This window comes from Neobacillus niacini (assembly GCF_046591715.1).
Classification (GTDB): domain Bacteria; phylum Bacillota; class Bacilli; order Bacillales; family Cytobacillaceae; genus Neobacillus; species Neobacillus niacini_L.
Map to the genome: position 1 here is coordinate 187,545 of NZ_JAWVNQ010000005.1, position 26,520 is coordinate 214,064.

At 43.0% G+C, this 26,520-nt stretch carries 30 protein-coding genes; 29 read left to right on the plus strand and 1 reads right to left on the minus strand.

Features of this window, described 5'->3' with window-relative positions; all coding sequences use genetic code 11:
- Positions 1–125: 125 nt before the first annotated feature.
- The 10 genes from SFC47_RS15245 to prmC all read left to right on the plus strand — a co-directional run bounded on the left by SFC47_RS15245 (position 126) and on the right by prmC (position 9,787).
- Positions 126–983 (plus strand): class II fructose-bisphosphate aldolase, encoded by an 858-nt coding sequence (locus SFC47_RS15245; protein ID WP_411255150.1) that lies wholly within the window; start codon positions 126–128, stop codon positions 981–983.
- A gap of 152 nt (positions 984–1,135) precedes the next feature.
- Positions 1,136–1,783: a fructose-6-phosphate aldolase gene (gene fsa / locus SFC47_RS15250; RefSeq protein WP_411255151.1), complete on the plus strand. Its 648-nt coding sequence runs from the start codon at positions 1,136–1,138 to the stop codon at positions 1,781–1,783.
- A 192-nt stretch (positions 1,784–1,975) separates the two neighbouring features.
- A complete protein-coding gene (locus tag SFC47_RS15255; RefSeq protein WP_411255152.1) occupies positions 1,976–3,265 on the plus strand; it encodes a UDP-N-acetylglucosamine 1-carboxyvinyltransferase in 1,290 nt (429 codons plus the stop codon).
- Between the two features lie 87 nt (positions 3,266–3,352).
- Positions 3,353–4,315 carry a class II fructose-bisphosphatase gene (glpX, locus tag SFC47_RS15260; RefSeq protein ID WP_411255153.1) on the plus strand — a complete coding sequence of 321 codons (963 nt, stop codon included), beginning with the start codon at positions 3,353–3,355 and terminating at the stop codon, positions 4,313–4,315.
- Between the two features lie 257 nt (positions 4,316–4,572).
- Positions 4,573–5,838, plus strand: coding sequence for a transcription termination factor Rho (gene rho, locus SFC47_RS15265; protein ID WP_063254578.1), 1,266 nt, complete (start codon positions 4,573–4,575; stop codon positions 5,836–5,838).
- A 347-nt stretch (positions 5,839–6,185) separates the two neighbouring features.
- Positions 6,186–6,398: a 50S ribosomal protein L31 gene (gene rpmE, locus SFC47_RS15270; RefSeq protein ID WP_411255154.1), complete on the plus strand. Its 213-nt coding sequence runs from the start codon at positions 6,186–6,188 to the stop codon at positions 6,396–6,398.
- A 116-nt stretch (positions 6,399–6,514) separates the two neighbouring features.
- Positions 6,515–7,126, plus strand: a complete 612-nt coding sequence (locus SFC47_RS15275) for a thymidine kinase (protein ID WP_411255155.1) — start codon at positions 6,515–6,517, stop codon at positions 7,124–7,126.
- Positions 7,127–7,277: 151 nt separating this feature from the next.
- Complete coding sequence (locus tag SFC47_RS15280) at positions 7,278–7,721, plus strand: hypothetical protein (protein ID WP_411255156.1); 444 nt, start codon at positions 7,278–7,280, stop codon at positions 7,719–7,721.
- A gap of 142 nt (positions 7,722–7,863) precedes the next feature.
- The gene (prfA, locus tag SFC47_RS15285; protein WP_411255157.1) at positions 7,864–8,937 is read left to right on the plus strand and encodes a peptide chain release factor 1; all 1,074 of its coding nucleotides are present in this window, start codon (positions 7,864–7,866) and stop codon (positions 8,935–8,937) included.
- Positions 8,930–9,787, plus strand: a complete 858-nt coding sequence (gene prmC, locus SFC47_RS15290; RefSeq protein ID WP_411255158.1) for a peptide chain release factor N(5)-glutamine methyltransferase — start codon at positions 8,930–8,932, stop codon at positions 9,785–9,787. Before prfA ends, prmC begins: the two co-directional genes overlap by 8 nt.
- A 24-nt stretch (positions 9,788–9,811) precedes the next feature.
- Here the strand turns inward: prmC and SFC47_RS15295 are convergent, their stop codons facing one another.
- Positions 9,812–9,934 carry a hypothetical protein gene (locus tag SFC47_RS15295; RefSeq protein ID WP_411255159.1) on the minus strand — a complete coding sequence of 41 codons (123 nt, stop codon included), beginning with the start codon at positions 9,932–9,934 and terminating at the stop codon, positions 9,812–9,814.
- 149 nt (positions 9,935–10,083) lie between these two features.
- On the opposite strand from SFC47_RS15295, the gene spoIIR reads away from it, so the two are divergent.
- From spoIIR to atpA, 19 genes are all read left to right on the plus strand, one after another.
- A complete protein-coding gene (gene spoIIR, locus SFC47_RS15300; RefSeq protein ID WP_411255160.1) occupies positions 10,084–10,953 on the plus strand; it encodes a stage II sporulation protein R in 870 nt (289 codons plus the stop codon).
- A 127-nt stretch (positions 10,954–11,080) separates the two neighbouring features.
- Positions 11,081–11,527, plus strand: coding sequence for a GNAT family N-acetyltransferase (locus tag SFC47_RS15305; protein WP_411255161.1), 447 nt, complete (start codon positions 11,081–11,083; stop codon positions 11,525–11,527).
- A gap of 174 nt (positions 11,528–11,701) precedes the next feature.
- The gene (locus SFC47_RS15310; protein ID WP_411255162.1) at positions 11,702–12,745 is read left to right on the plus strand and encodes an L-threonylcarbamoyladenylate synthase; all 1,044 of its coding nucleotides are present in this window, start codon (positions 11,702–11,704) and stop codon (positions 12,743–12,745) included.
- A gap of 325 nt (positions 12,746–13,070) precedes the next feature.
- Positions 13,071–13,517 (plus strand): hypothetical protein, encoded by a 447-nt coding sequence (locus SFC47_RS15315; RefSeq protein ID WP_411255163.1) that lies wholly within the window; start codon positions 13,071–13,073, stop codon positions 13,515–13,517.
- Between the two features lie 89 nt (positions 13,518–13,606).
- Complete coding sequence (locus SFC47_RS15320; protein WP_411255164.1) at positions 13,607–14,164, plus strand: manganese efflux pump MntP; 558 nt, start codon at positions 13,607–13,609, stop codon at positions 14,162–14,164.
- Between the two features lie 118 nt (positions 14,165–14,282).
- Complete coding sequence (locus SFC47_RS15325) at positions 14,283–14,717, plus strand: low molecular weight protein arginine phosphatase (protein ID WP_411255165.1); 435 nt, start codon at positions 14,283–14,285, stop codon at positions 14,715–14,717.
- A 79-nt stretch (positions 14,718–14,796) separates the two neighbouring features.
- Positions 14,797–15,237, plus strand: coding sequence for a ribose 5-phosphate isomerase B (gene rpiB / locus SFC47_RS15330; RefSeq protein WP_411255166.1), 441 nt, complete (start codon positions 14,797–14,799; stop codon positions 15,235–15,237).
- Positions 15,238–15,247: 10 nt separating this feature from the next.
- Positions 15,248–15,814 carry a TIGR01440 family protein gene (locus SFC47_RS15335; protein WP_411255167.1) on the plus strand — a complete coding sequence of 189 codons (567 nt, stop codon included), beginning with the start codon at positions 15,248–15,250 and terminating at the stop codon, positions 15,812–15,814.
- Between the two features lie 198 nt (positions 15,815–16,012).
- Positions 16,013–17,254 (plus strand): serine hydroxymethyltransferase, encoded by a 1,242-nt coding sequence (glyA, locus tag SFC47_RS15340; RefSeq protein ID WP_411255168.1) that lies wholly within the window; start codon positions 16,013–16,015, stop codon positions 17,252–17,254.
- Positions 17,255–17,371: 117 nt separating this feature from the next.
- Positions 17,372–18,001 carry a uracil phosphoribosyltransferase gene (upp, locus tag SFC47_RS15345; protein ID WP_411255169.1) on the plus strand — a complete coding sequence of 210 codons (630 nt, stop codon included), beginning with the start codon at positions 17,372–17,374 and terminating at the stop codon, positions 17,999–18,001.
- A gap of 334 nt (positions 18,002–18,335) precedes the next feature.
- Positions 18,336–19,352 (plus strand): nuclease-related domain-containing protein, encoded by a 1,017-nt coding sequence (locus SFC47_RS15350; protein ID WP_411255170.1) that lies wholly within the window; start codon positions 18,336–18,338, stop codon positions 19,350–19,352.
- Positions 19,349–21,535 carry a S8 family serine peptidase gene (locus tag SFC47_RS15355; RefSeq protein ID WP_411255171.1) on the plus strand — a complete coding sequence of 729 codons (2,187 nt, stop codon included), beginning with the start codon at positions 19,349–19,351 and terminating at the stop codon, positions 21,533–21,535. Before SFC47_RS15350 ends, SFC47_RS15355 begins: the two co-directional genes overlap by 4 nt.
- A 325-nt stretch (positions 21,536–21,860) precedes the next feature.
- Entirely contained in the window at positions 21,861–22,082 is a 222-nt protein-coding gene (locus SFC47_RS15360; protein ID WP_411255172.1) for an AtpZ/AtpI family protein, read from the plus strand.
- A 7-nt stretch (positions 22,083–22,089) separates the two neighbouring features.
- Positions 22,090–22,464, plus strand: a complete 375-nt coding sequence (locus SFC47_RS15365; RefSeq protein WP_411255173.1) for an ATP synthase subunit I — start codon at positions 22,090–22,092, stop codon at positions 22,462–22,464.
- A gap of 23 nt (positions 22,465–22,487) precedes the next feature.
- Complete coding sequence (atpB, locus tag SFC47_RS15370; protein WP_411255174.1) at positions 22,488–23,198, plus strand: F0F1 ATP synthase subunit A; 711 nt, start codon at positions 22,488–22,490, stop codon at positions 23,196–23,198.
- 200 nt (positions 23,199–23,398) lie between these two features.
- On the plus strand, positions 23,399–23,611 hold the full coding sequence (atpE, locus tag SFC47_RS15375) for a F0F1 ATP synthase subunit C (RefSeq protein ID WP_411255175.1): 213 nt from the start codon (positions 23,399–23,401) through the stop codon (positions 23,609–23,611).
- Between the two features lie 281 nt (positions 23,612–23,892).
- Positions 23,893–24,420, plus strand: a complete 528-nt coding sequence (locus tag SFC47_RS15380) for a F0F1 ATP synthase subunit B (protein ID WP_411255176.1) — start codon at positions 23,893–23,895, stop codon at positions 24,418–24,420.
- The gene (locus SFC47_RS15385) at positions 24,417–24,953 is read left to right on the plus strand and encodes a F0F1 ATP synthase subunit delta (protein ID WP_411255177.1); all 537 of its coding nucleotides are present in this window, start codon (positions 24,417–24,419) and stop codon (positions 24,951–24,953) included. The genes SFC47_RS15380 and SFC47_RS15385 overlap by 4 nt, the downstream gene beginning before the upstream one ends.
- Positions 24,954–24,978: 25 nt before the next feature.
- Positions 24,979–26,487, plus strand: coding sequence for a F0F1 ATP synthase subunit alpha (gene atpA / locus SFC47_RS15390; protein WP_411255178.1), 1,509 nt, complete (start codon positions 24,979–24,981; stop codon positions 26,485–26,487).
- The last annotated feature ends 33 nt before the right edge of the window (positions 26,488–26,520 follow it).

Consider the following 26,520-nt stretch of genomic DNA (forward strand, 5'->3'; position numbering starts at 1 on the left):
CTTATGAACTTTTAATGGTCCATGTATCTTTCTCGGTGAATACATAATCACTAAAATGATAGGAAATCCTTAAAGAGGAAAGCCCTAATCGAGAAGATAAACACCCATACCAAGGAGGAAATAAAATGCCTTTAGTTTCAATGAAAGAAATGCTCATCAAGGCGAAAGCAGAAGGCTACGCTGTTGGGCAATTTAACCTAAATAACTTAGAATTTACTCAAGCTATTTTGCAAGCAGCAGAAGCTGAAAAATCACCTGTTATTCTTGGTGTTTCTGAAGGGGCAGCTCGTTATATGGGCGGCTTTAAAACTGTTGTTAAAATGGTAGAAGGCTTATTAGAAGATTACAAAATTACTGTTCCTGTTGCGATTCACTTAGACCACGGTTCAAGCTTTGAAAAGTGTAAAGAAGCAATCGATGCAGGCTTCACTTCTGTTATGATTGACGCTTCTCACCATCCGTTTGAAGAAAACGTAGCAACAACTTCTCAAGTAGTTGAATACGCTCATTCAAAAGGTGTTTCTGTTGAAGCTGAATTAGGAACTGTCGGCGGACAAGAGGACGATGTTGTGGCAGAAGGCGTTATTTACGCAGATCCTGCTGAATGTAAAGCACTTGTTGAGCGCACTGGTATCGACTGCCTTGCACCAGCACTTGGTTCTGTTCACGGTCCTTACAAAGGTGAACCACAACTTGGTTATAAGGAAATGGAAGAAATCGGTAATGCAACAGGTCTTCCACTTGTATTACACGGTGGAACTGGTATTCCAACACATGATATCCAAAAATCAATTTCACTTGGTACTGCGAAAATCAATGTAAACACTGAAAACCAAATTGCATCTGCAAAAGCGGTTCGTGAAACATTAGCAGCAAAGCCAAATGAATATGATCCACGTAAATACTTAGGCCCAGCTCGCGATGCTATTAAAGCAACTGTTATTGGCAAAATGCGCGAATTTGGTTCATCAGGCAGAGCTTAATTTTCATTTTAATATAAGAAGACCTTGTCCTCTTTATAAAACGATGGTACATTGTTAGTAACTCGAAACCGCCCCTTAATAAGTGGGCGGTTTCAAAATGCAGAGAGAAGTTAGAATATTGCGAAACTTGTCGAAAAATGGAGGAGAAACAGATGAAGTTTTTTATTGATACAGCTAACCTAGAGGAAATTCGTGAAGTACATGAGCTTGGTTTATTAGCAGGTGTAACTACAAATCCATCGCTTGTAGCAAAAGAAAAAGGTGTTTCTTTCCATGATCGAATCAGAGAGATTGCAGCGCTTGTTCCTGGATCTGTAAGTGCAGAAGTCATTGCGCTTGACGCAGAAGGCATGATCAAAGAAGGAAAAGAGCTTGCAGCCATTGCCCCGAATGTAACTGTTAAAGTTCCAATGACTCCGGACGGTTTAAAAGCTTGTCACGCATTTGCAGAAGCTGGCATTAAAACCAATGTTACATTGATCTTCAATGCAAACCAGGCGCTTCTTGCAGCAAGAGCAGGAGCATCATATGTATCTCCTTTCCTTGGAAGATTAGATGATATCGGTCAAAACGGTTTAGATTTAATCTCTCAAGTAGCTGACATTTTTGCAGTCCACGGAATTCAATCAGAAATCATTGCAGCCTCCATCCGTAATCCAATTCATGTAACAGAAGCGGCACTAAGAGGTGCACATATTGCGACAATTCCTTATAAAGTACTAATCGGGTTATTCCATCACCCATTAACAGACAAGGGAATTGAAGCTTTCATCAAGGATTGGGAAGGCCGAAACGTATAAATTTTACCAATTTCTAAAACTTTTTTTCAGATTCATACATGAAAATAATATATTGGTGTAAACTAGATGATAGACAAATTGTCGGATTATGTAATTTGCTATTGGAAATAATTACCTAAAGACAGATTGATATCATTTAGTTGATTAATAAAGGAGTAAAATCCATCCCAATGGCGTAGAAGGGAGTCGAAAATGGAAAAACTTAAAATTGCGGGCGGATATCCGCTTAAGGGAACCGTAAGAATAAGTGGTGCAAAAAACAGTGCAGTTGCGTTGATACCAGCAACCATTTTAGCAGAATCACCGGTGACAATTGAAGGGCTGCCAGATATTTCAGATGTAGAAATATTGAAGGATTTGCTTGAGGAAATTGGCGGGAAAGTACAGCTTTCCGATGATTTTGATATGACGGTTGACCCATCGACGATGATTTCGATGCCATTGCCAAACGGAAAAGTGAAGAAGCTTCGCGCATCTTACTATCTTATGGGGGCGATGCTTGGCCGGTTTAAAAAGGCTGTCATCGGTCTGCCGGGTGGATGTCATCTTGGACCACGTCCTATCGACCAGCATATTAAAGGGTTTGAAGCACTGGGTGCTCAGGTAACAAATGAGCAGGGCGCTATTTATCTGCGTGCGGACGAGCTTCGCGGCGCACGTATTTATCTCGATGTTGTCTCTGTTGGCGCAACGATCAATATTATGTTAGCGGCAGTAAGAGCAAAGGGCAGAACAGTTATTGAAAATGCGGCAAAAGAACCGGAAATTATTGATGTTGCTACTTTGCTTACAAATATGGGGGCAAAAATCAAGGGTGCAGGAACCGATGTCATTCGTATTGATGGAGTGGACAGTCTCCATGGCTGCCGTCATACGATTATTCCTGACCGGATTGAAGCGGGAACGTATATGATATTAGGTGCTGCCGTCGGCGAAGGCGTGCTAATTGATAATGTCATTCCCCAGCACTTAGAATCGCTGATTGCAAAGCTCAGGGAAATGGGTGTGAAAATTGAAACAGGCGACGATCAGGTGTTTGTCTCAAGTTCGGACAAGCTGAAGTCTGTTGATATAAAAACCCTTGTTTATCCTGGTTTCCCGACGGATCTGCAGCAGCCATTTACCACACTGTTAACGAAAGCGGCTGGTTCTAGCGTTGTAACGGATACGATTTATGGTGCTCGTTTTAAACATATAGACGAATTAAGAAGAATGAATGCAAACATTAAAGTGGAAGGCCGTTCAGCCATTATAAGCGGACCTGTGAAGCTTCAGGGAGCAAAAGTGAAAGCCAGTGACCTGCGGGCAGGAGCTTCACTCTTCATTGCGGGGCTTATGGCAGAGGGAATTACCGAAGTGACGGGTCTCGAGCATATTGACCGGGGTTACAGCCAGCTTGTTGAAAAATTAAATGGGCTTGGTGCTACGGTTTGGCGTGAAGCTTTGACAAAAGATGAAGTAGAACAGTTAAAGAATACGTAAATAGGCTATACTAATTCGCCAAATCTGTTATACTAATAATATTGACATGGTCAAGTAGAGTATAAGAGAAAATTGGGGGATGAGAACATGGAGAGAAGTCTATCAATGGAGCTTGTCCGCGTAACTGAAGCAGCTGCACTTGCTTCTGCACGCTGGATGGGACGCGGGAAGAAAGATGAAGCAGACGGTGCTGCCACATCAGCCATGCGCGATGTTTTCGACACAATTCCGATGAAGGGTACAGTGGTCATTGGTGAAGGCGAAATGGACGAGGCCCCAATGCTTTATATCGGTGAGAAACTGGGCAACGGATACGGACCTCGTGTCGATGTCGCAGTCGATCCTCTTGAAGGGACCAATATTTTAGCGTCAGGCGGCTGGAATGCACTGGCTGTTTTAGCTGTAGCCGACCACGGAAATTTGCTTCATGCGCCAGATATGTACATGGAGAAAATCGCTGTTGGACCGGAAGCAGTCGGGCTTGTCGACATCAACGCTTCCGTACTTGATAACCTAAAGGCTGTCGCAAAAGCGAAAAACAAGGATATTGAGGATGTGGTTGCGACTGTTTTAAACCGTCCGCGACATGAACATATCATTGCACAGCTTCGTGAAGCAGGCGCACGGATTAAATTAATCAATGACGGTGATGTGGCAGGAGCCATTAATACGGCATTTGATGATACGGGCGTTGACATTTTATTTGGCTCCGGCGGTGCGCCAGAAGGTGTAATCTCAGCGGTTGCCTTAAAGTGTCTCGGCGGCGAAATCATTGGGAAATTACTCCCTCAGACAGATGCTGAATTAGAGCGCTGCGTGAAAATGGGACTAGATGTCAATAAGGTGCTTCGCATGGAAGACCTTGTGAAGGGTGATGACGCGATTTTTGCTGCAACCGGCGTAACAGACGGCGAATTGCTGCGCGGTGTCCAATTCAAGGGCTCTTATGGGTCTACACATTCGATCGTTATGCGTGCAAAATCAGGAACGGTTCGATTTGTTGAAGGCCGTCACAGTTTGAAAAAGAAGCCAAATTTAGTGATTAGATAAAAAGATAATAGTAAACACTTACTAAGAGACTAGACATAGATTCTAGTCTCTTATCTCCATATTCTTCAAATAGGAATTTTCCAGTTGATTATTATTTTGAACAAAGGGTACAATAGATAGTGTTTTAACAACGTATTCTGCTATTCTATTCATTTCTACTACTTCCTCAATTTTTATAGTAATGTGAGAAATCCTCTATTATACGATTAGGTTCTCGGTAACGAAAATAGAGTAAAAATTTTAAAGTGTGGTGTACTATGGAATTAACAATATCAAGTTTAGAAAACATGAAGCTGAAAGAGCTTTATGAGCTTGCGCGCGAATTCAAAGTGACGTACTACAGCAAGCTGTCAAAGAAAGAACTTATTTTTGCGATTTTAAAATCTCGTGCGGAGCAGCAGGGCTACTTCTTCATGGAAGGTGTACTTGAAATTATCCAATCGGAAGGCTTTGGATTTTTACGTCCGATCAACTATTCGCCAAGTTCGGAAGATATTTATATCTCAGCATCGCAAATCCGCCGTTTCGACCTTCGTAATGGGGATAAAGTATCCGGTAAGGTCCGTCCGCCGAAAGAAAATGAACGCTATTACGGACTTTTACATGTAGAAGCAGTTAACGGTGAAGACCCAGAATCAGCAAAAGAACGTGTTCACTTCCCAGCATTAACTCCTCTCTATCCAAACAGACATATGAAACTCGAAACCACTCCAAAATATATCTCTACAAGAATTATGGATGTAGTTGCTCCAGTTGGGTTTGGACAAAGGGGCTTAATTGTTGCGCCTCCAAAGGCAGGGAAAACGATGCTGTTGAAAGAAATTGCCAACAGTATTACAACGAATCACCCTGAAGTGGAATTAATTGTGCTTTTGATTGATGAACGTCCAGAGGAAGTAACTGATATTGAACGTTCAGTTGCCGGCGATGTTGTCAGCTCAACGTTTGATGAAGTGCCAGAAAATCATATTAAAGTGGCAGAGCTTGTGTTAGACCGTGCGATGCGTTTAGTTGAGCATAAACGTGATGTTGTCATTTTGATGGACAGTATTACGCGTTTAGCTCGTGCCTATAACCTAGTTATTCCGCCAAGCGGCCGTACCCTTTCTGGTGGTATTGACCCAGCGGCATTCCACCGTCCGAAGCGTTTCTTCGGGGCAGCCCGAAACATTGAAGAAGGCGGAAGCTTAACAATTCTTGCAACAGCTTTAGTGGATACAGGCTCACGTATGGATGACGTGATTTATGAGGAATTTAAAGGAACAGGTAATATGGAACTGCATCTCGATCGTTCCCTTGCAGAACGCCGTATTTTCCCTGCGCTTGATATCCGCCGCTCCGGCACAAGGAAAGAAGAACTGCTTCTTCCAAAAGACCATCTGGACAAGCTATGGGCCATCCGCAAATCGATGTCCGACTCACCAGACTTCGCCGAGCGCTTCCTGAAAAAACTAAAACAAACCAAATCCAACGAAGAGTTCTTCGCCCAAATTGGGGAAGAATTAAAAGGAAGAAGATCTTAGTCTTTATTATTTAATGCGTAAAGCAAAATTGGATTTTGCACCTGTTGATTGGAGTGGAAGGGCACGAAGACTCCTGCAGGAGTACGGGACTGGGGAGACCCCGCAGGCGCTGCAAGCGCCGAGGAGGCTCCCCGAACCGCCTGCGGAAAGCGAAGTGCCCTGGAGTGGAAATCAACAGACCCATTGCGGACAGAAATAAATCAAATCCATAAAAACCCAACTTGCCAAAATAGGTTCACCTTGTTATAATGTGAACAGTGTGTTTTTAGTATTTGATGCTGAGTTTTAAGACAGGCATATATATAACTCTGTTTCGAAATGATTCAGGGCGGAAGGAGATGAAAAGAATGAAAACAGGAATTCATCCAAATTATAAAACAGTAACGGTGTCATGCGCATGTGGCAACACATTCGAAACTGGTTCTGTTAAAAACGAAATTCGCGTTGAAACTTGTTCAGAATGTCATCCATTCTATACTGGTCGTCAAAAGTTTGCTGAAGCTGGTGGACGTGTAGACCGTTTCAACAAAAAATACGGCCTTAAGAACCAACAACAATAATTTCACAAAACAGGCAAGCAGAAACTTACTTGCCTGTTTTTTAATTGAATAAAACATGTTAAATGTTAAAAATATAGACCTATTAGGTTTCGTACATAGGAAGGAGACGCCGATATATGTATCTAATGAAGCAACTCGGATGGATTGAGGTTATTTGCGGCAGTATGTTTTCAGGAAAATCAGAGGAATTGATCCGCCGCGTCAGACGGGCTCAATTTGCTAAACAAAAAATTGCTGTTTTCAAACCGAAAATAGACAATCGCTATAGCGAACAATCTGTCGTTTCTCATAATGGCAGCTCTTTTCAAGCGAAGCCCATTTCCCATTCGATTGAGATTTTACATCATGTAGAGGCGGATATCGACATCATTGCCATTGATGAAGTGCAATTTTTCGATGAAGGGATTGTCAGGGTGGTTCAACAGCTTGCGGACAGTGGACACCGCGTCGTTTGTGCGGGTCTCGACATGGACTTCCGCGGTGAGCCTTTCGGACAAATGCCTGCATTAATGGCGATAGCAGAAACGGTAACGAAACTTCAGGCTGTCTGCAGTGTTTGCGGGTCGCCATCAAGCCGGACACAGCGTTTAATCGACGGCCGGCCAGCTTCTTATCATGATCCTGTGATCTTGGTTGGAGCTTCGGAAGCATATGAGCCGCGCTGCCGCCATCATCATGAAGTACCTAAAACTGCATCCTACCGCATACAAGAACCTGTGGTGAAATAAGATAGAAACCGTCTGAGACTCTCTCAGGCGGTTTTTTTATTTGTCTTGCGCTTCCCGAGCTTGGGGACTATCCGCTATTCTATTTTGGCATAATCTTACTAGAACGTTCCTTACAATGCTTGGGAAAGATAGTTGTAGGGGGTGCAATACTTTGAAAAAAATGCTGTGTTTAGGGGTATTAACGACCCTAATGCTGACAGGTTGTATGAAAGGGAACGATACGGAGAATACCGCCTATAATTTGAAGAATGACAACACCAATCCTAATTTTATGACTAACAATGCAAATCAGGATATGGGACCAATGTCGGACCAAAATCCTAACTTCCTTAATTTGCGCGGTACGCAAATGAACGATGCTTCCAATCGAAACAATACCGGCAGAGATATAGATGTCGCCAGAGATATTGTAAATGGAAGTGAACATTTTAGATCGGAATCGATTTGGATTAATAACGGAGGAGACCGGATGACCGTTGCGGTAGATACACGCGGGACACTTAATGGCAAAAACCATGATAAAGCCATCGAAGGCCTTCGCAAGAAACTTCAGCAAGCTCTGCCGCGTTATTCTTTCGAAATAAGAGAACGATAACATGCTCTGGTTTCAGGGCATGTTTTTTTGAAATAAGCTTTGTACATAGAATAAAAAATTTTCTCCAAGAATTTGGTTTTGACGGGGGTTTTCACCTATACTATAATTAGAATGTTATGGACAAAAACTAGAGGTGGTAACTGTGTTTGATCGTCTTCAATCCGTTGAAGATCGTTACGAAAGATTAAATGAACTTTTGAGCGATCCAGAAATTATTAATGATTCAAAAAAACTACGTGAATATTCAAAAGAACAATCTGATATACAAGAGACCGTACAAACGTATCGTGAATATAAAGATGCGCGCGAACAGCTTATGGATGCTAAGGCAATGCTTGAGGAAAAGCTCGATAACGAAATGCGTGATATGGTCAAAGAAGAAGTGAATGAGCTTGAAAAACAGATCGAGGAATTAGAAGCGAAGATGAAGTTTCTAATGATTCCGAAGGATCCAAATGATGATAAGAACGTTATCTTTGAAATCCGCGGTGCTGCCGGCGGTGAGGAAGCGGCACTATTTGCTGGAACGCTTTACCGTATGTACAGCCGTTATGCCGAAGCACAGGGCTGGAAAACGGAGCTTATTGACGCGAACCCAACTGGACTTGGCGGCTACAAAGAAATCAGCTTTATGATCAATGGCCAAGGTGCGTACTCCAAATTAAAGTTTGAAAATGGTGCTCACCGCGTACAGCGTGTACCGGAAACAGAATCTGGCGGACGTATTCATACGTCAACTGCTACCGTGGTATGCTTGCCGGAAGCGGAAGATGTGGAAGTTGAAATCCATGATAAAGATATCCGTTTTGATGCATTTGCTTCAAGCGGCGCCGGCGGACAGTCCGTTAATACAACGATGTCAGCCGTTCGTTTAACACATATTCCGACGGGAATTGTAGTATCAATTCAGGATGAAAAGTCTCAGCATAAAAACAAAGACAAGGCGATGAAGGTATTACGTGCGCGTGTCTATGACAAGTTCCAGCAGGAAGCGCAGGCGGAATATGACCAGGTGCGTAAATCTGCGGTGGGTACGGGTGACCGTTCGGAACGAATTCGTACTTACAACTACCCGCAAAACCGAGTAACCGATCACCGTATCGGCTTAACCCTTCAGAAGCTTGATCAAATTATTGAAGGCAAGCTTGATGAAATCATCGATGCGTTAACGCTGGAAGATCAAACAAGCAAGCTTGATAGTGGTTCTGATGAGTAAGAAAGTCTACGAAGCTCTGCAATGGGCTTCTTCTTTTTTAAAAAAAGCAGACCGGGACGAAAACGCGGGTGAGCTGCTGCTCCGTCATTTTACAGGAATGTCTCGTGCACAGCTATTTGCCAATGTCCGCGATGACCTGCATGATTCCCAGTGGGATTTGTTTGAGAAAGCTGTCCTTCTACATGTGAAGGGAACGCCGGTTCAATACATAATTGGTTTTGAAGAGTTTTATGGGCGGAAGTTTATCGTCAATGAAGAAGTGCTGATTCCGCGGCCGGAAACCGAAGAACTCGTTTATGAAACCTTGAAACGAATCAATAAGCGGGAAGTAAAGGTAGTCGATATTGGAACAGGCAGCGGGGCGATTGCGATTACCTTGAAGCTTGAGCAGCCGTCGTTAGAGGTACATGCCTCTGATATTGCTAGAGAATCGCTTGAGGTTGCTTTAGAAAATGCCAAGCAGCTCGGCGCTGAGATTGAATTTGTTCAAGGCGACCTTTTGCAGCCGTTTCGCGGACAGCAGTTTGATGTAGTCATCTCCAACCCGCCGTATATTCCGGTTAGTGATGTAGAAACCATGTCAGAGGTAGTAACAGAGCATGAGCCGCACCGGGCATTGTTTGCGGGCGAGGATGGACTAGACTTTTACCGCCGTTTTATGGATGAGCTTCCAGACGTGATTGCACCGTCTGCGCTGGTTGGCTTTGAAATTGGAGCTGGTCAAGGGGAGGCGGTAGCCGACCTTTTTAAAAAGGCGTTTGTAAATGTTAAAGTGGAAATCCTTAATGATATTAATGGCAGGGACCGGATGGTGTTTGCAGAAATAATTCAAAAGCAGAACGGCTCATAATTGGTCGCTCTGCTTTTTTGTTTCTTACTTGTTTTGGCGTTCTTGGGCTTTCATTGCAACTTGTTCGAGTCCATTATGGGCGAATTCTACATCTGTTTTCGGCATCGCCGGGTTATTCTTCATTTTCTTTTTCTTTTGTTTTGACATGGTTTCACCACCTTAATTGTTGTTCACTGCTGTTTTAGTTTGCTTTGTTTAGGAAGAAAAAATTCTAAAACTAGTTTTTTTAATTTTACTAGTTTAAGATTCTTGGCATTTGTCCAAAATGAGGATAGTGAAGGGACGGTGCTTAGAATATGAACAGTAAAGTACTAGTGTGGTCTTATTTAATCATTTTATCGTTAGGAACGATTTTAAATTTATATATACCAAAAACAGAAGCGGTGGCGAAGGATGCTGTGGTGATTCCAGCGGAAGCGATTCGACTCCGGATTCTAGCGAATAGCGATAGTGCTCAGGATCAAGAGCTTAAACGGATGGTCCGTGATGAAGTCAATAAGCAGATTACGGTGTGGGTTCAGGAGTTAACGTCACTGGAAAAGGCAAAGTCGGTGCTGAAATCGAAGCTCCCAGAGGTTCAAACTATTGCAGAGAGAGTGGTCGCCGAGCAAGGGTCGACTCAAAGTGTAAAAGTGGAGTTTGGAAAAGTTCAGTTTCCTACTAAATTGTATGGTGAGTTTCTATATCCAGCCGGTGAGTATCAAGCAATTCTGATTACATTAGGTGAAGGAACAGGCGCTAACTGGTGGTGCGTACTTTACCCACCGCTATGTTTCTTGGATTTCTCAAATGGTGTTGCAGTACAAAGTGAAGGATTCGAAAGTAAGGCTTATGCGGCAGAGAATGAAAAACCTGTTAAAAGTGATGCAGTAGAAGAAGTAGAAGCAGAAGAAGTAAAGGCTGCGAAATTAAGTAAGAAAAAGGATTTAGAAGAAGAGGTTGTTGAAGAAGACAACGCTGCGATTGAGGAAGAAGTTATAGAGGAAGATGTTGAGGTTGTAGAGGAAGTAGAAGAAGAAGAGGAAAAAGTAGAAACGAAGAAGCAAAGTGAAGTGAAAAAGGAAAGCAAAAAGGAAAAAGAAGCTCCCGTGTATACAGCAGAAGATGAAGAACCAGTGAAAGTGAAATTCTTTGTGGTAGAATTGTTTGAAAGTATTTTTAATTAGTTGCGATGATACCAGCCTCTCTAAAATGGGGCTGGTTATTTATTTTTACAAAAATTTTAATAGATTTCAGTTCTAGTTCTCTTAAATGCTCATATTCATAGAGTATCAAATAAATGAGGTGGTAGAGATGCAAGCATTGATACGCTGCGCGGCTAAAGAGGATTTGGGAATTTTAAGAGAGTTTCTGACGAGGGCGAATCTTGGGATTGATGGATTAACGGAGGAAAGTGTAGAGTACTTTTTATTGCTGGAGGATGAGGATGGGGTGATTAAGGGTACACTGGGAATGGAGGCTTTTAGTGATTGTGGATTACTGCGTTCGCTGGTGGTTTCACCGGGACAAGCCGAAAAGGATATCATGCTGTTGATCACCCGAATGATGCAGCTGGCAAAAGAAAAAGGATTGGGAAGCTTGTTTTTGGCAACAAATAAAGGTGCAGCCTTGCCGTTTTTTGAATTGCTAGGGTTTGTGAAGGTGACCCGGGACCAATTGCCTGCTGAACTTTATTCATTAGAACACATTCGACATGTATTTAATGTGGATAACTCGTTATTTTTGAAATTTTCGCTATAACTGTGGATTAATCCACAAAGTTATCCACTTTTTCGGAATAGTTATACACAAATTGTGGACAAAGGGTTGTGTTTATCCCCACCTTCTTTTATACTTTCAAAAGTAATATGAGACAAAGAGCCTAAATTCGGCAAATTTCGATATCATTTGCGTTTCAGATAAAGGTGGATAAGTATGTACACAAAAGTTTGGAAAGTGGATAAATATGTGGATAACCTAAGAAATAATCCACAGGTTGTGGATGCCGCTCATCTTTTACAGGAAAATGAAGTGGTTGCACTGCCGACAGAGACGGTTTATGGGCTGGGTGGAAACGCGAAAAGTGATGTGGCGGTGGAAAAAATCTTTGCGGCAAAAGGCAGGCCAAGTGATAATCCACTGATTATCCACATTGGTGATAAAAAGCAGCTTACTGCATTTGTTGCGGAGATTCCGAATAAAGCAGAAGTTTTGATGGAAGCGTTCTGGCCGGGACCGTTGACGATTATTTTTAAAAAGAAAGATGGCGTTCTTTCGGAGAAAGCCACTGCTGGCTTAGAGACTGTAGCCGTTCGGATGCCGGACCATCCTGTGGCACTGGCCCTTTTGGAAAAATGCCAGCTGCCAATCGCGGCGCCGAGCGCGAATAGCTCCGGTAAGCCAAGTCCGACCAATGCACAGCATGTATTGGATGACCTAAATGGAAAAATTGCCGGTGTGCTGGACGGCGGTGCGACCGGTGTCGGGGTAGAATCGACGGTGGTGGATTGCACAGAGGACATTCCAGTTATTTTGCGGCCGGGCGGAATTACGAAGGAACAGCTGGAAGCAGTCGTGGGTGAGGTTCATCTGGATGCGGCATTGATCAATGAAACTTCCAAACCGAAAGCCCCGGGAATGAAGTATCAGCATTATGCGCCGAATGCCCCGCTTTATTTAGTGAATGGAAGTAATACTTTTCTGCAGCGTTTAATAGAAGAAAAGCAGGCAGAAGGTTTGCGGGTGGGTGTGCTCGCGACGGAAGAGAGTGTGGAATCTTACTCTGCTGATGTTTCGATCGCTTGTGGAAAAAGAGCGGAGCTTGAAACTGTGGCCACGGCGCTATATGAAACATTACGTGCGTTTAACCAGGAAAAAGTGGACATTATTTTTAGTGAGACTTTTCCTAATACCGGTGTCGGCCATGCGATTATGAATCGGTTGCAGAAGGCGGCTGGGAATAAGGTTATTGAGGAGTAAAAATGCTGGGCACCTGGAAGGGGTTCCGTTATATCAGTAATCGGCAAGTGTGAAATAAGCGGAAGTTTTCCGGTTATTTGCAAAGAGGAGCTTGTTTCGGGGCATATAAGCGGAGATTTTCCGGTTATACAATGGAAACTCTATCTTTTTCACGTTTTTTTGGTCAATAGGCGGAAACTCTCCGTCTATTTTTGCTTTTTTTAATAAAAATTTATGATTAGACGGAATTTCTCCGTCTATTTTTCACAGATCGGGGGCTAAGCCCAATCCTTAACTGATATTCCTCTTAAAAAAATGCATCTATGGAAAAGTTGGTGTGTCTAATATGAAACTTCCCAATGGAGTGAGTGGTTTTTATGATTTCGAAGGTAATAAACCGCCTCGTATAGACGGAAAACAGTTTAAACAACTGTGCTATCAAATTGCAGCTAGTAATGGCGGGAGAGTCATAGAGTTTAATCTCCCCCAGGCTTCAGCCAATTTCTATACCGTTCAGGTTAAGATGTTTGATGGGGTGTTTTATCTCCTCCTCAATGAACATTATCCATATTTAGCTTTTGCAGCTGCCGTTGAGTCTGGTGACATTCAATTTGTGGATATCCCTGCACTTGCTGAAAAGTTTTCTCCCTATTATCATGTTTTAGATACAATCGAGCTTAGTATCCCAATAGAAGACAAGCATAAAAGTGAGTTGAATCGTGCTGAGCTGGTGCAAATTTCGTACTGGAAGCCGAAAAAAGTTTGCCAGATCCTATTTAATTTCTGGGATTAGCGGAGGCAGGCTGGTTGAAGCTTTTCGATTCTAAAACCTTTTGGACGTGCATATGTTTAATCAGGGCAAGTCCGAGGGGGTTAATATATATGTATGGGATGATTGGCGAGCTGGTAACGCTGCTGTTAATGGCGTTTGCACTGGGAATGGATGCCTTTTCTATTGGCCTTGGGATGGGTATGTTTAAGTTAAGGCTGCGGCAGATTTTTAAAATAGGAATCACCATTGGGTTATTCCATGTATGGATGCCGCTTGTTGGAATGCTGGCCGGAAAATTTTTATCTGATAACTTTGGAGCCTTTGCGTCATTAGTTGGCGGGATGCTTCTTATTTTGCTCGGGGTGCAAATGATTTGGTCAAGCCTTAGAAAAAGCGAGGAACCGGTGATGACACCGGTTGGATTTGGATTGCTCATTTTTGCAACAAGTGTGAGCCTCGATAGTTTTTCGCTCGGACTTACACTTGGGATCTATGGAGCAAAGACGATTTTGGTGATTATCTGCTTTGGGGTGGTGGCAACACTATTAACATGGGCGGGATTGCTGCTGGGGAGAAAGGCTCAAGGATGGATTGGGTCGTATAGCGAAGCCCTTGGCGGCAGTATTCTCTTAGCATTTGGTATCAAGTTACTATATCCATTTTTATAATACCTTTCCAAAAACGTGAAAGGTTTTTTAATTAGTGTTGCAGAAATGATAGAATGGTACATATAAAAGCGGAAGCGCCATGCGCTAAAGCTGGACATTTTGAAAGGAGGCTGGCAGTTTGCAGCGCATTTTGTTTGTTTGTACAGGGAATACGTGCAGAAGTCCGATGGCGGAAGCGATTTTAAAAAGCAAAAAGATAGACGGTCTGGAAGTGATGTCCGCGGGAATTTATGCAGCCAGCGGCAGTGAGGCATCTGCTCACGCCAAAAAGGTGCTCGATGATCATCATATTGACCATAACCATTCCTCTGCGATGTTAAATGGAGAAAGTGTTCAATGGGCCGATTTGATTTTAACGATGACAGCTTCGCATAAACATGCGATTCTGGAACAATATCCTTTTGCGGAAAGAAAGGTTTTCACGTTAAAGGAGTTTACGGGTGAGAACTATAATATTGATGTTGTTGACCCTTATGGCGGAAGCTTGGCTATTTATCAGGAAACCTTTCAGGAGCTGGAAAAGTTAATCACTAAGGCAATTGAAAAAATGTAAAGCTCTCGGATGCCGGGGGCTTTATATTTTTTTACCGGTATGTCAATATTAAGGAAGGATTAATACAGGAGGTTTTGATATGAAAGTAGCATTAGCGTCTGATCATGGTGGAGTGAATATTCGTAAGGAAATTGCCAATTTAATGGATGAGCTTGGAATTGAGTATCAGGATTTCGGCTGTAACTGCGAAGGGTCCGTTGACTATCCGGATTATGCGCTGCCGGTTGCTGAAAAGGTAGCGAGTGGTGAATTTGATCGCGGGATTTTGATTTGTGGAACGGGAATTGGCATGAGCATTGCTGCGAACAAGGTGAAGGGCATCCGCTGTGCGCTTGTGCACGATACGTTTAGTGCAAAGGCAACACGCGCGCACAATGATACTAATATTCTTGCGATGGGTGAGCGGGTAATTGGACCGGGGCTTGCGCGGGATATTGCTCAAATTTGGCTGACAGAAGAGTTCGAAGGCGGCCGCCATGCTGCTCGTGTGGGCAAAATCACCGAATACGAAGAAAAGTAGGTTGAGAGCGATGATTCAAGAGTGGGAAAAAGAGCTTGAAACAATCTTAACTCAATTTCAATACCAGGCATCTTTAGTGCCGGGACAGCTGGTGGTTGTTGGCTGCAGTACGAGCGAAGTCATAGGTGAGAAAATTGGAACTGCGGGGACATTGGATGTCGCTGAAATGATCTTTCGGCAATTGAGTCGATTTGCAGAGGATAATGGTGTGTTGCTCTCGTTTCAATGCTGCGAGCATCTAAACCGTGCATTGGTCATCGATAGAGCTGAAGCTGCCAAACGCGGATTAGAGGAAGTATCGGTGGTGCCGGTTCGGACGGCGGGTGGAGCCATGGCAACGTATGCTTTTGAAAAACTGAATGATGCTGTTGTGGTTGAATTTATAAAGGCAGATGCTGGAATTGATATTGGCCATACCCTTATTGGTATGCACCTGAAGCATGTGGCAGTTCCGATCAGAGTGGCTCAGAAAAACGTAGGTCATGCACATGTAACACTGGCAAAAACACGGCCGAAACTCATTGGCGGAGCTCGTGCGGTTTATGAAAAGACAGCGGGGAATTCCAGCTGCAGTTAACTTCTTTACACGAACATTATTGATAAATTTTTATATAATGTTCGTGTATAGCCTATTTTCATTATGATTTTTATAGGGTAAAATAAAAAATGTGAGGATTTTACGAATCCCCATTTCTCTTTTGGGGAGAAACGTGCTATCATATAGAGGGAATTTTCAAAAAGTTATTTCAGGTTTTTACATACAGGGGGGATTACCATGAAGCATTTGTCTAATCAGGACAAGCAGGTATTTGAAGCGATTCAACAGGAATTAGGACGCCAGCGCGGAAAAATCGAATTAATTGCCTCAGAAAACTTTGTTAGTGAAGCGGTAATGGAAGCACAGGGTTCTGTGTTAACCAACAAATATGCAGAAGGCTATCCAGGACGCCGTTATTATGGCGGCTGCGAATACGTAGACGTAGTTGAAGATCTTGCCCGCGAGCGTGCAAAGGAGATTTTTGGTGCGGAGTATGTAAACGTCCAGCCACACTCTGGTGCGCAGGCTAATATGGCTGTTTACTTTACGGTCCTTGAACAAGGCGACACCGTTCTTGGTATGAACCTTTCACACGGCGGTCACTTAACTCACGGCAGCCCGGTAAATTTCAGCGGTATTCAATATAAGTTTGTTGAATACGGTGTAGATGAGACGACTCATCTGATAAATTATGATGATGTTTTGGCAAAAGCACGTGAGCATAAGCCAAAGATGATTGTTGCTGGTGCAAGTGCATATCCTCGTGCAATTGATTTCGCGAAATTCCGTGAAATTGCGGATGAAGTGGGCGCTTACTTAATGGTTGATATGGCTCATATTGCTGGACTTGTGGCAGCTGGCCTTCACCAAAATCCAGTACCATACGCTGACTTTGTTACAACAACTACACATAAAACATTACGCGGACCTCGCGGCGGTATGATTCTTTGTAAAGAAGAGTGGGGCAAAAAGATTGATAAGTCGATCTTCCCTGGAATCCAAGGCGGTCCATTAATGCACGTAATCTCTGCAAAAGCGGTTGCGTTTGGTGAAGCTCTTCAAGACAGCTTTAAAGACTATGCGGCTCAAATTATTGCGAACGCAAAGCGTTTAGCAGAAGGCTTGCAAAAAGAAGGAATCAAGCTTGTTTCTGGCGGTACTGACAACCACTTGCTGCTTTTAGACATGCAGACACTTAACTTAACTGGTAAAGTTGCCGAGAAAGTACTTGATGAAGTGGGAATTACCGTTAATAAAAATACAATTCCGTTTGATCCGCAAAGCCCGTTTGTAACAAGCGGTATCCGTATTGGTACAGCAGCGGTAACAAGCCGCGGCTTTGGTTTAGATGATATGGATGAAATTGCATCAATTATCGCGTTTACCTTGAAAAATCATGAAGACGAAGCAAAGCTTAAAGAAGCGGCTGCTCGTGTTGAGGCTTTAACAGGTAAATTCACGCTTTATCCTGAATATTAAACAACTTTTGAAATCGACTCAGAAATTGGGTCGATTTCTTTTTTAATATTATTTGCTCTCGATATCGTTTTTCTGTAAAATGAGACGGAGTTAAATTTTAATAAAGGGGCGATCATTGTGGCAAAGGTATACGTCTTCGACCATCCACTTATTCAGCATAAACTTACATACATACGTGATAAAAACACAGGAACGAAGGAGTTCCGCGAATTGGTAGACGAAGTGGCAACACTGATGGCATTTGAAATCACAAGAGATATGTCGCTTGAAGATATCGAAATCGAAACGCCAGTCTGCCCGGCGAAATCAAAGGTTTTATCAGGAAAGAAAATGGGGATTGTACCAATTTTGCGCGCAGGAATTGGTATGGTTGACGGGATTCTGAAATTAATTCCGGCTGCAAAGGTTGGACATGTCGGCTTGTACCGCGACCCGGAAACGTTATTGCCGGTTGAATACTACATTAAGCTGCCAAGTGACGTGGAAGAACGTGAATTTATCGTTGTCGATCCAATGCTCGCAACGGGCGGTTCAGCAAATGTCGCGATTGACAGCTTGAAAAAGCGCGGCGCGAAACATATCAAGTTCATGTGTCTGATTGCGGCACCAGAAGGCGTTGAAGCAGTGAAGGCAGCGCATCCGGATGTTGATATTTATATTGCGGCATTAGATGAGAAGTTGAATGATCATGGATATATCGTACCTGGGCTTGGAGATGCTGGGGATCGGTTGTTTGGGACAAAGTAAAGATTTTGGAGCTGAGCGGACAGTTGTCTGCTCAGTTTTTTGTGTTTGGATTAATACCTATATAGGTATTTTTGTTTACAAATATTGGTTAAAAGTCCAAAATCCTTTTGAAATAGTCCAAAACTGGTTGGAAACAGTCCAAAACCCCTCGAAAAAAGTCCAATACGACAAGAAAATAGTCCATATCCCCCCTAAAAAAGTCCAAAACTCCACTACCACCTATTTTTCCAAAGATAACCATCAAAAGGTTCACCTTATCTCCTTATTTTTAAAGCAGGATTACCCAATTGGAGTAGAGAATTACCCTCTTGATTACAAAAAAGAGGTGATTTTGTTGATTAGGTTAGAATTAACACTCCCTGTTCAGGCTGAGCAATGTATAGCTTTATTAAGAAGGATGCCAAAAGGGCACCCAGTAAGGTCGATTGTGGAAAAGGATCTTCGGTCGTGGCTGAAGGGGTACTATGGTGAACAGAATGTGGCGTATCATTTATCATTTTTACCTGAAAATGATTATTACATTTTTCATGGGTTGCGATTAAAGGATAAATATGAGTTCCAAATGGACGTTCTGCTAATATCCTCAAAATTTGCCTTAATTATAGAAGTAAAGAATATTTCAGGTAAATTGATTTTTAAAAAAGGGTCAGATGTAATGACGAGGGTATTAAATAACTTGGAAGAAGGTATGGATAATCCGATTCAACAGGTCAAAAGGCAGCATCTTCAGTTTAAAAATTGGCTGAAGTTTCACCAATTTAAAGGGATACCGCTTGAGCACCTTGTGGTAATCAGCAAGACGTCGACGATTATCGAAACGACTCCAGATAACCAACAAATTTTTCAAAAATTAATCTATGCCCAATCGCTGCTGGATAAAATCACAGAATTGGAAGAGAAGTATTCAAAGCCCCGCATTACAAAGAATACCCTAAGCCACTTATCAGATACCCTTTTAAACGCACATGATATCTCCATTTCAGATATCCTTCAGAAATACCAATTATCCCAAACTGATTTGATCCCTGGTGTACTGTGTAATAGCTGTAACTGTTATCCAATGGAGTTTATTTCAGGATCTTGGCGGTGTAAAACATGCAAAGAAACCTCGAAGACAGCACATATTACTGCCGTAAGTGACTATTTTCTCCTTTACAGTTCAACGATGACCAGGAAACAGTTTGCGGAGTTTCTCAAAATTGATTCCTCCATAAAAGCAAGATATTTACTTCTTGCTCTAAATCTCCCTTCCGCAGGAACAAAACGCGCTACCAAATACTTTCTCCCAAAAAACTGCATATTTTCCCCTCACGATGAAAACTCTATGAAAAAAGGGGAACTTTTTAAATGAAAAAATGGACAATTTTATTCGTACTCATTTTCTCCCTCCAGACGGCAACTTCTGCTCGGTCGCTTGAGACACCTCCAATCCCGAAAGAACGTGTTGCCATTGTGGTTCTCGAAGAGCCGCAGACTCCTCAGGAAATCCAACAATTAATTAAACCCTATAAAGATATTCACCTAAGGCGTGTTTTTCGTGAGGCGATAGATGGTTTCTCGGTGGAAGGGAACCCGGAATCAATCGAGAAATTGGCGGAAGCCACTAAACAAATTATTAGCGTTTCGCCGGTCAACCAGTATAAGGTGCAGGCCGAGGAAGGGGTCAAGATTATTGGCGGCGAAGAGATCCGCGGTCTTTTTGATAAAAATAACCGCCGCTTGACCGGGAAAGGGGTGACGGTCGGCGTGATTGATACCGGTGTGGATTATACACATCCGGATCTTAGAAGAAATTATGGCGGCGGACGAGATCTTGTGGATAATGATGGTGACCCAATGGAAACGAAGACGCTGGGGAGGGCGACGGTTCATGGCACCCATGTGGCGGGGATTATTGCGGCAAATGGGAAGCTGAAGGGAGTTGCACCAGAGGCGAAAATTTTGGCGTACCGTGCTCTTGGTCCAGGGGGCGGGGGCACGACCGAGAATGTTCTTGCGGCAATCGAGCAGGCGATAAGAGACAAAGTTGATATTATGAATCTTTCGCTCGGTAATGATATTAATGGGCCGGACCTGCCGATCTCCCTTGCATTGAATCGAGCGGTTGAGAAGGGAATTGTCGCCATCGCGGCATCGGGTAATTCTGGTCCGAATATCTGGAGTGTCGGCTCGCCGGGAACAGCGTCAAAAGCGATATCGGTGGGCGCTTCGACTCCAACTTTAGAAGTGCCTCACATTCTAATAGAAGGAAGCCGGAATAAAATAAAGATTCAGCCGCTGGCAGGCTCGGATAAATGGGCTATTGACCGGTCCCTTCCGATTGTAGATGGCGGGCTCGGTATGAAGGAAGAATTAAAGGATGTTACCGGAAAAATTGTCCTCCTAAAAAGGGGGAAAATAACGTTTACGGAGAAAGCCAATAACGCCCGGGAAGCGGGGGCGAAGGCAGTTATTATCTACAATAATCTGAGCGGCGGATTTATGGGGAACTTGGAGACTCAGATGGATATTCCAGTTGGTTCGGTTACAAAAAAAGAAGGGGAGCTTTTAAAAAGCAGAACCAATACGCTGGCAAAGATTCAGGTTACAGAGGAAAAAGATTTGCTGGCAGACTTTAGCTCGAGGGGACCGGTTACGGATACATGGGAGGTTAAGCCGGATCTTGTCGCGCCAGGTGTGGCCATTAATTCGACAATTCCCGGCGGTTATCTTTCGCTCCAGGGAACGAGTATGGCGGCACCCCATGTCGCAGGAGCGAGTGCGCTGCTAAAACAGGCCCACCCAGATTGGACTCCGGACCAAATCAAAGCGGCGCTGATGAATACCGCCAAACCATTAGAGAAAAATGGAAAAGTGTATCGGACATATGAACAGGGAGCAGGGAGGATTCAAGTGAATGAAGCAGTTAAAGCCACCTCGCTTGTCAGTCCAAGTTCGCTCAGATTTGGCAAATACGAAAGTGAAGGGGATACGCACAAAGCCTTTTTGCATGTGGAGAATCTTAGTGAAAAACCTCTGCGCTACACCTTCGAGATCCCCAAGCGGGCAGATGGCCTGGAATGGCACTTTCCACTGGCCTTTACACTACAGCCGGGAGAAAAGCGGGACGCCAAGCTTGAATTAAAGGTGAATCCAGCACAATTAAAGGGAAAGATTCATGATGGATATTTAAGCATTCATGCAGGAAGTGATACCATCCAAATTCCATATATCTATGTCCTGGAAGAGCCTAATTACCCGAGGGTCATGGGATTTGATTTTAAGGATGGCGACAAGCCTGGTACTTATCGCTATGAAGTGTACCTCCCGGGTGGGGCGGAGGAGTTTGGGATTGCTCTTTTCAATCCGGATGATTTCCGTTTTGTTGGCTTTTTGGATTCTCATCAGAATGTAAAGAAGGGCTTAATCAACAAGGTAATCACAGAAGAGGACCTCCCGCCTGAAGGAACGTATCTTGCCAAGGTATTTGCGAAAAAAGCAGGAAAAGAGGATTTTGTTGAAACAATGATCGTCATTGGTGCTGTAGTAAGATAATGTTGTTGGAGTGGTATCCGTGACCACTCCTTCCACAATTTGTTCACAAAATGGTCACATTTTCAACATAAATCTAATGGGTATTTACACTACAATTATAGTGTTAACTAAAACTTCCAAATGGAAGAAATTACGCTGAATAGTTTGTGGATATTTTCACGTAAATCCATTGACTTTGCATAATTGCTATTGTATGCTAACAAAGGATGTAAAATGAGAGGGTTTTCATATATTTCGACAAAATCCTTGAAATTTCTACATGTCTTCTTTTGGTACATACCTCGTTTTTTTGATTGTATTCTCTAAAGGTGAGAGAGCGATAAGTATGCGTAATGAAAACCGTAATCCGTTTAAAGCCTATGCGTTAATGTCCGCTATCCTGGCATCGCTGGTAGGATCAATTCTTATCGGGATTTTTGCAGGCAGATGGCTGGATAAGCAGTGGGGTACAGAACCAATTTTCTTAATAATTGGACTGTTTATTGGTTTGGCGGCCGGTATTTACTCAATGCTTATTACAATTCGCAAGTTCAATTCAGGAGATTAAATCAACCATGCCAGAATTTCAACAAATGTTTACCCGACAGCGAAAGTGGATGTTTTTTTTATTGTCTTTTTATGTGCTTGGCTGGGGGTTCACTGCGCAGCAATCGATCTTTCTAGGGTTGATTCTTGGGACAAGTTTGAGCCTCTTTAATTTGTGGTTAATGGCACGAAAGATTGACAAGTTTGGTGAAGCGGCAGCTGAAGGAAGACAGGTTCGTTCACTTGGATCATTTTCACGAATGGCAACCGGTGCTCTTGCGATTGTCATCACAATGAGGTACCCTGAGCAATTTCACCTCATTAGTGTGGTTATAGGATTAATGACATCCTACATTGTCATTATGATAGATTTTTTTACGCACAATTTCTTTTTAGATAAATAGCGGGGGAAGCGAGGTGAATACTGTTGCATCACGAAGCTCCAATAGTTAAGTTTCTTGGGCTCCAATTTAACCTGGCGAACATTTTGATGATTACCGTAGCAAGTGCAATTGTCTTTTTGTTAGCCGTCCTATCTACTCGTAGACTGGCCATGAAACCGACCGGAATGCAAAACTTTATGGAATGGGTCATGGATTTTGTTAAAAACATTATAAACAGTACGATGGATTGGAAAGATGGCGGTAGGTTCCATATTCTCGGAATTACCATCATTATGTATATCTTTGTATCAAATATGCTGGGACTGCCATTCTCTATCGTAGTAGACGGAGTTCTTTGGTGGAAATCTCCAACAGCTGATCCAGCTGTAACCTTGACGCTGGCAACATTGATCGTGGGATTATCTCATTTCTATGGTGTTAAGATGAGAGGTGCTGGAGCATATGGAAGGGAATTCTTTAAACCATTCTGGTTCATGTTCCCGATTAAAATTATTGAAGAGTTTGCAAATACTCTGACGCTTGGTCTCCGTCTTTACGGAAACATTTATGCGGGGGAAATTTTATTAAGCTTACTCGCAGCTGGTTTAGCAACCGGTGTGGGCGGAACTATCGCCGCTGCACTCCCAATGCTGGTATGGCAAGGCTTCTCAGTCTTTGTCGGCGCCATCCAATCATTTATTTTCTGTATGTTAACAATGGTGTACTTAGCTCATAAAGTGAGCAGTGACCATTAGCATAAAAACCGTTCTTAATAAAAAGCGGAAGCGCCTTGACCAGGGGCGACAGGCATAAGACGAGCTGGCATAAAGGTTGCTCTTTAACCTTTAGGACAGATTGACTTATGACCCCGAGCCACTAGGCGCTGGAGCTAGATTAAATAAGAACAAAAAAATAAGAATTCATTTTTTTATACATTAAAGGAGGAAATTTTCAAATGGGTCTTTTAGCAGCAGCAATCGCAATTGGTTTAGCAGCACTAGGTGCTGGTATTGGTAACGGTCTTATCGTATCAAAAACTGTAGAAGGTATCGCTCGTCAGCCACACGCACGTGGTATGCTTCAAACTACAATGTTCATCGGGGTTGCGTTAGTTGAGGCGATTCCAATCATCGCGGTTGTTATCGCGTTCATGGTTCAAGGTCAATAATCGAACACCTTCGTGTTCATATAAATGGCGAAGATATCATTCGTGAGAACCTTCGCCATTCGTTTATGTTAATAGAAAAGCGGAAGCGCCTTGCCCAGGGGCGACAGGCATAAGACGAGCCGGCAGGAAGGTTGCTCTTTAACCTTTCTGACGGATTGGCTTATGACCCGAGCCCCTAGGCGCTGGAGCTAGACATTGACAATAAACGCCTGATTTCGACAATTATTTCGACTGATATATAGGTTGTTTTAAGGAAAGACCTTGAAAGGAGTGAATCGCGGGTGTTAAAAAACAGTTTTGTATTAGGAGCTGCAGCAGCACATTCAGGTGTGAACTGGGGAGATATTATTTTCCAATTAGTTATGTTCATTATCTTAATGGTATTGCTTAAAATCTTCGCTTGGGGTCCATTAATGGGCATCATGAAACAGCGTGAAGAGCATGTTGCTGGCGAAATTTCTGCGGCAGAACAAAGTCGCGTAGAAGCAAAGAAACTATTAGAAGAGCAGCGTTCTCTTTTAAAAGAAGCTCGTTCAGAAGCACAAGGTTTAATTGAAAATGCGAAAAAGCAAGGCGATCTTCAGCGTGAAGAAATCATTGCTTTAGCTCGCACAGAAGCGGACCGTATTAAAGAATCTGCTAAGCTTGAAATTGAGCAGCAGAAAGAAAAAGCGGTTGCGGCTATTCGTGAGCAAGTTGCTTCATTGTCTGTATTAATTGCTTCTAAAGTAATTGAGAAAGAATTGAATGCAGCGGACCAAGATAAACTCATTAACGAATATATTCAAGAGGCAGGAGATCAGCGATGAGCAACTCCATGGTAGCAAAGCGCTATGCGTTGGCTCTTTTTCAAATCGCAAAAGAACAACAGCTTCTTGAAGTAATAGAAGAAGAACTTCGTGTAGTTAAGGAAGTTTTTGTTTACAATACCGATTTAAAAGCAGTTTTGAACTCTTCTAAGCTTACATTAGATAAGAAAAAAGAGATTTTTGCGAATGCTTTTGTAGCGGTTAATCCATATGTACAGAATACACTATTAATCTTAATTGATCGCCATCGTGAAGATGAGATCCTTGAGGTTGCAAACCAATTCTTTGAATTAGCAAATGAAGAAAAGGGAATTGCTGATGCTGAAGTTTACAGCACACGTGAGCTGACAGATGCTGAACGTGAAGCAATCTCTGCAACATTTGCCGCAAAGGTTGGCAAGAAATCACTAAGAATTGAAAACATCGTGGATTCCGAATTGCTCGGCGGCGTTAAGCTCCGAATCGGAAACCGTATATACGACGGTTCATTGCGCGGGAAGCTAGACCGTTTAGAACGTAAATTGTTAAGCTAGATTCGAAAGAATAGGGGTGAAACTCATGAGCATCAAAGCTGAAGAAATTAGTGCCTTGATAAAAAAGCAAATTGAAAACTATCAGGCTGAAATTCAAGTGAGTGATGTTGGTACTGTTATCTCCGTTGGTGACGGTATCGCACGTGTTCATGGCCTCGACAATGTCATGGCTGGAGAACTTGTTGAATTTTCAAACGGCGTTATGGGTATGGCACAAAACCTTGAAGCCAATAACGTTGGTATTATCATCTTAGGACCTTTCACTGAAATTAAAGAAGGTGACGAGGTTCGCCGTACAGGACGCATCATGGAGGTTCCAGTAGGTGAGGAACTAATTGGTCGTGTTGTTAACTCTCTAGGACAACCAGTTGATGGTATGGGTCCAATCAATACAACAAAAACTCGCCCGATTGAAGCAGTAGCTTCAGGCGTTATGGCTCGTAAATCCGTTCATGAGCCATTACAAACAGGTATTAAAGCGATTGACGCACTTGTGCCAATCGGCCGCGGTCAGCGTGAGTTAATCATCGGAGACCGTCAAACAGGTAAAACATCTGTTGCGATCGATACAATCTTGAACCAAAAAGGTCAAGACATGATTTGTATCTACGTTGCAATTGGTCAGAAGGAATCAACTGTACGTGGTGCGGTTGAAACTCTTCGTAAGCATGGTGCGTTAGATTACTCAATCGTTGTAACAGCATCTGCTTCACAACCAGCTCCGCTATTATTCTTGGCTCCATATGCAGGTGTTGCAATGGCTGAAGAATTTATGTATGCTGGCAAGCACGTGTTAATCGTATACGATGACTTATCAAAACAAGCGGCTGCATACCGTGAACTTTCCCTACTACTTCGCCGTCCTCCAGGTCGTGAAGCATATCCAGGGGATGTATTCTACTTGCACAGCCGTTTACTAGAGCGTGCAGCGAAATTGAACGACACACTTGGTGCTGGTTCAATCACTGCATTGCCATTTATCGAAACACAGGCAGGTGACGTTTCTGCTTATATTCCAACAAACGTTATCTCCATCACTGATGGACAAATTTTCTTACAATCAGACCTTTTCTTCTCCGGTGTTCGTCCAGCGATCAACGCAGGTCTTTCCGTATCTCGTGTAGGTGGATCCGCGCAAATCAAGGCGATGAAGAAGGTAGCAGGTACACTGCGTCTTGACCTTGCTTCATACCGTGAGCTAGAAGCATTTGCTCAGTTCGGTTCTGACTTAGATAAAGCAACACAAGCGAAGCTAAACCGCGGTGCCCGCACCGTTGAAGTTCTAAAACAAGATCTTCACAGACCGCTTTCTGTTGAAAAGCAAGTTGCAATCCTTTATGCGTTAACACGCGGATTCCTTGATGATATTCCATTAGAAGATATCCGTCGTTTTGAATCAGAATTCCTTAATTGGTTAGACCACAATCGCAAAGACTTGTTAGACCATATTACAAAAACGAAGGATCTTCCTTCTGATGACGATATGGCTGCTGCACTTAACGCTTTCAAAAAGACGTTTGCAGTTTCCGAATAAGTAGGGTCTGACATTTAGTAAAGGGGTGACAGG

Excerpts from the sequence above, each read along its gene's own strand:
- SFC47_RS15310 (WP_411255162.1), top strand. The coding sequence starts at position 11,702 with ATGTACACAAAAGTTTGGAAAGTGGATAAATATGTGGATAACCTAAGA.
- SFC47_RS15355 (WP_411255171.1), top strand. The coding sequence starts at position 19,349 with ATGAAAAAATGGACAATTTTATTCGTACTCATTTTCTCCCTCCAGACG.
- atpE (WP_411255175.1), top strand. The coding sequence starts at position 23,399 with ATGGGTCTTTTAGCAGCAGCAATCGCAATTGGTTTAGCAGCACTAGGT.
- glpX (WP_411255153.1), top strand. The coding sequence starts at position 3,353 with ATGGAGAGAAGTCTATCAATGGAGCTTGTCCGCGTAACTGAAGCAGCT.
- SFC47_RS15360 (WP_411255172.1), top strand. The coding sequence starts at position 21,861 with ATGCGTAATGAAAACCGTAATCCGTTTAAAGCCTATGCGTTAATGTCC.
- SFC47_RS15385 (WP_411255177.1), top strand. The coding sequence starts at position 24,417 with ATGAGCAACTCCATGGTAGCAAAGCGCTATGCGTTGGCTCTTTTTCAA.
- SFC47_RS15320 (WP_411255164.1), top strand. The coding sequence starts at position 13,607 with ATGTATGGGATGATTGGCGAGCTGGTAACGCTGCTGTTAATGGCGTTT.
- SFC47_RS15305 (WP_411255161.1), top strand. The coding sequence starts at position 11,081 with ATGCAAGCATTGATACGCTGCGCGGCTAAAGAGGATTTGGGAATTTTA.
- fsa (WP_411255151.1), top strand. The coding sequence starts at position 1,136 with ATGAAGTTTTTTATTGATACAGCTAACCTAGAGGAAATTCGTGAAGTA.
- prmC (WP_411255158.1), top strand. The coding sequence starts at position 8,930 with ATGAGTAAGAAAGTCTACGAAGCTCTGCAATGGGCTTCTTCTTTTTTA.
- SFC47_RS15335 (WP_411255167.1), top strand. The coding sequence starts at position 15,248 with ATGATTCAAGAGTGGGAAAAAGAGCTTGAAACAATCTTAACTCAATTT.
- SFC47_RS15275 (WP_411255155.1), top strand. The coding sequence starts at position 6,515 with ATGTATCTAATGAAGCAACTCGGATGGATTGAGGTTATTTGCGGCAGT.
- SFC47_RS15365 (WP_411255173.1), top strand. The coding sequence starts at position 22,090 with ATGCCAGAATTTCAACAAATGTTTACCCGACAGCGAAAGTGGATGTTT.
- glyA (WP_411255168.1), top strand. The coding sequence starts at position 16,013 with ATGAAGCATTTGTCTAATCAGGACAAGCAGGTATTTGAAGCGATTCAA.
- rpiB (WP_411255166.1), top strand. The coding sequence starts at position 14,797 with ATGAAAGTAGCATTAGCGTCTGATCATGGTGGAGTGAATATTCGTAAG.
- rho (WP_063254578.1), top strand. The coding sequence starts at position 4,573 with ATGGAATTAACAATATCAAGTTTAGAAAACATGAAGCTGAAAGAGCTT.
- SFC47_RS15315 (WP_411255163.1), top strand. The coding sequence starts at position 13,071 with ATGAAACTTCCCAATGGAGTGAGTGGTTTTTATGATTTCGAAGGTAAT.
- SFC47_RS15255 (WP_411255152.1), top strand. The coding sequence starts at position 1,976 with ATGGAAAAACTTAAAATTGCGGGCGGATATCCGCTTAAGGGAACCGTA.
- spoIIR (WP_411255160.1), top strand. The coding sequence starts at position 10,084 with ATGAACAGTAAAGTACTAGTGTGGTCTTATTTAATCATTTTATCGTTA.
- rpmE (WP_411255154.1), top strand. The coding sequence starts at position 6,186 with ATGAAAACAGGAATTCATCCAAATTATAAAACAGTAACGGTGTCATGC.
- SFC47_RS15245 (WP_411255150.1), top strand. The coding sequence starts at position 126 with ATGCCTTTAGTTTCAATGAAAGAAATGCTCATCAAGGCGAAAGCAGAA.
- atpA (WP_411255178.1), top strand. The coding sequence starts at position 24,979 with ATGAGCATCAAAGCTGAAGAAATTAGTGCCTTGATAAAAAAGCAAATT.
- SFC47_RS15295 (WP_411255159.1), bottom strand. The coding sequence starts at position 9,934 with ATGTCAAAACAAAAGAAAAAGAAAATGAAGAATAACCCGGCGATGCCG.